At 68.2% G+C, this 3,622-nt stretch carries 2 protein-coding genes; both read left to right on the forward strand.

The window, feature by feature from the left end; translation table 11 throughout:
- Positions 1-1,101 (forward strand): glutamine-hydrolyzing carbamoyl-phosphate synthase small subunit (carA, locus tag ACY0I8_RS16995; RefSeq protein ID WP_461395694.1); only part of this gene is annotated, 1,101 nt, incomplete at its 5' end.
- 134 nt (positions 1,102-1,235) lie between these two features.
- On the forward strand, positions 1,236-3,622 hold a 2,387-nt coding region (carB, locus tag ACY0I8_RS17000), incomplete at its 3' end, for a carbamoyl-phosphate synthase large subunit (protein ID WP_461395695.1).

Below are 3,622 nucleotides of genomic sequence, written 5' to 3' on the forward strand. Positions count from 1 at the left end.
ACCGTGTTCCGGGGATGGTCCTTCGGGGCCGAGGGCACGACCGTCGGCGAGGTGGTGTTCAACACGAGCATGACCGGGTACCAGGAGGTCCTGAGCGACCCCTCCTACAAGGGCCAGATCGTGGCCATGACCTACCCGGAGATCGGGAACTACGGCGTGAACGAGGAGGACTACGAGTCCTACCGGATCCACGTCGAGGGGTTCATCGTCAAGGAGGCCTGGGAAACCCCGTCCAACTGGCGGGCGAAGAAGGGTCTGGGCGAGTTCCTGCGGGAGCAGGGGATCGTGGGGATCCAGGGGGTGGACACCCGGGCCGTGACCAAGCGGCTCCGGGAGGAGGGCTCCATGATGGGGGCCATCTCCACCGAGGTGCTCGACCCCGATGAGCTCGTGGACCGGGCCCGGGCCGCCCCGCCCATCGAGGGCCGAGACCTCGTGCGGGAGGTGACCTGCGCCGAGCCGTTCCGGTGGGAGCAGGGGGAGTGGCGGCCCGGCGAGGGGTACCGCACGCCCCGGTCCCCCGGCCGGTTCCGGGTGGTGGCCTACGACTTCGGGGTCAAATACAACATCCTCCGGCTCCTCACCGAGGTGGGGTGCGACGTGACCGTGGTGCCGGCCTCGACCCCGGCCCCCGAGGTGCTCGCCCGAAACCCCGACGGGGTGTTCCTTTCGAACGGGCCGGGCGACCCCCAGGGCGCGCCCTACGCGGCCGAGGCCGTGCGGGAGCTCCTGGGGAAGGTGCCGATCTTCGGGATCTGCCTGGGGAACCAGATCCTGGGGCTCGCCCTCGGGGGCACCACCCGCAAGCTCAAGTTCGGCCACCACGGCGCGAACCAGCCGGTCAAGGATCTCGCCACCGAGAAGGTGGAGATCACGAGCCAGAACCACAACTTCGTCGTGGACATGGAGAGCCTGAAGGCCTCCCCCCACGCCGACGCCATCGAGGTGACCCACCTGAACCTCAACGACCGCACGGTGGAGGGGATCCGGCACCGGGAGTACCCGGTGTTCAGCGTGCAGTACCACCCCGAGGCGAGCCCCGGCCCCCACGACGCCAAGTACCTCTTCCGCCGGTTCGTGGAGCTGATGGAGAAGGGGTAGGTTCGGTGACGGGTGACGGGTGACGCGTGACCCGCTTCCCCACGCTCCGGTCACCGGCTTGCGGACCCCGGTGCGGACACGAGACCCTTCTTCCCCGATTCCTGTCTTCTGAATTCTGATTCCTGGATTCTGCCATGCCCAAACGAACCGACATCGAGACGATTCTGATCATCGGCGCCGGGCCCATCGTGATCGGCCAGGCCTGCGAGTTCGACTACTCCGGGAGCCAGGCCTGCAAGGCCCTCAAGGAGGAGGGCTACCGGGTGGTCTTGCTCAATTCCAACCCGGCCACCATCATGACCGACCCCGAGATGGCCGACCGCACCTACGTGGAGCCCATCACCCCCGAGGTGGTGGAGAGGATCCTGGAGAAGGAGCGGCCCGACGCCCTCCTTCCCACCCTGGGCGGCCAGACCGGGCTCAACGTGGCCGTGGAGTGCGCGAAGCTCGGCATTCTCGACCGCCACGGGGTGGAGCTGATCGGCGCCAAGCTCCCCGCCATCGAGAAGGCCGAGGACCGGGCCCGGTTTAAGGAGGCCATGGAGCGGATCGGGCTCGACCTGCCCCGGTCGGGCTACGCCCACAGCTTGGCCGAGGCCCTGCGGATCGTGGACGAGATCGGGTTCCCGGCGATCCTCAGGCCCTCGTTCACCCTGGGCGGCGCCGGCGGGGGCATCGCCTACAACCGGGAGGAGTTCGAGCGCATGATCAAGTGGGGCCTCGAGCAGAGCCCCGTCAACGAGGTGCTCGTCGAGGAGTCGGTCCTGGGCTGGAAGGAGTACGAGCTCGAGGTGATGCGCGACGGCAAGGACAACGTCGTCATCATCTGCTCCATCGAGAACCTCGACCCCATGGGGGTGCACACCGGCGACTCCATCACCGTGGCCCCGGCCCAGACCCTCTCGGACAAGGAGTACCAGGTGATGCGCGACGCCGCCATCGCCGTGATCCGGGAGATCGGGGTGGACACCGGGGGCTCCAACATCCAGTTCGCCGTGGATCCCGAGACCGGTCGGATGGTGGTGATCGAGATGAACCCCCGGGTGAGCCGCTCGTCGGCCCTGGCGTCGAAGGCCACGGGGTTCCCCATCGCGAAGATCGCGGCCAAGCTCGCCGTGGGCTACACCCTGGACGAGATCCCCAACGACATCACCAAGGAAACCCCGGCCAGCTTCGAGCCCACCATCGACTACGTGGTCACCAAGATCCCCCGGTTCGACTTCGAGAAGTTCCCCAAGGCCGACGCGACCCTCACCACCCAGATGAAAAGCGTGGGCGAGGTGATGAGCATCGGCCGCACGTTCAAGGAGAGCCTCCAGAAGGCCGTGGCGAGCCTGGAGAAGGACATCCACGGCTTGCGTTCGCCCCTCAAAGACGCGGCCGCCCTTACGGAGGCCGAGATCCGCGAGCGGATTGCCGACCGCCTGCGGGTGCCCAACTGGGAGCGGATCTGGTACGTGGCCGAGGCCTACCGCCGGGGGTTCACGCTCGAGGAGATCCACGATCTCACCCAGATCGACCCCTGGTTCCTTGAGAATCTCCGGCAGGTCGTGGAGTTCGAGGGGGAACTGCGCACCTACCGGAAATCCGCCGGCCGGGGCCGGCTCCCCGACGAGGTGCTCCGGGAGGCCAAGGAGTGGGGGTTCACCGACCGGCGGCTCGGAGACCTGCTGGAGGTGAGCGAGGCCGAGGTGCGTCGGTGGCGCGAGGAGGCCGGGATCCGGGCCGTGTTCAAGCGGGTGGACACCTGCGCGGCCGAGTTCGAGGCCCGCACCCCGTACCTCTACTCCACCTACGAGGTCGAGTGCGAGGCCGAGCCCACCCGCCGGAAGAAGATCATGATCCTGGGCGGGGGGCCGAACCGGATCGGCCAGGGCATCGAGTTCGACTACTGCTGCGTGCACGGGGTCATGGCGCTGCGGGAGGACGGGTACGAGACCATCATGGTCAACTGCAACCCGGAGACCGTGTCCACCGATTACGACACGGCCGACCGGCTCTACTTCGAGCCGCTGACCCTGGAGCACGTATTGAACATCGTGGCCACCGAGCGGCCCGACGGGGTGATCGTGCAGTTCGGGGGCCAGACCCCGCTCAAGCTCGCCCGGGCCCTGGAGGCGGCCGGGGTGCCGATCATCGGGACGAGCCCCGACAAGATCGACCTGGCCGAGGACCGGGAGCGGTTCCAGAAGCTCCTGCACGAACTCGGGCTCAAGCAGCCCGAAAACGGGATCGCCCGGAGCCCCGAGGAGGCCGAGGCCGTGGCCGCGGCCATCGGCTACCCCGTGGTGGTGCGGCCGAGCTACGTGCTGGGCGGCCGGGCCATGGAGATCGTGTACGACGAGCGCAGCCTGCGCCAGTACATGACCGAGGCCGTGGAGGCGAGTCCCGAGCACCCCGTGCTGATCGACAAGTTCCTCAAGGACGCGGTGGAGATCGACGTGGACGCCGTGGCCGACGGCCGGCGGGTGGTGGTGGCCGGGATCATGGAGCACATCGAGGAGGCCGGGGTCCATTCGGG

The sequence above is a fragment of the Deferrisoma sp. genome, from assembly GCF_054681715.1.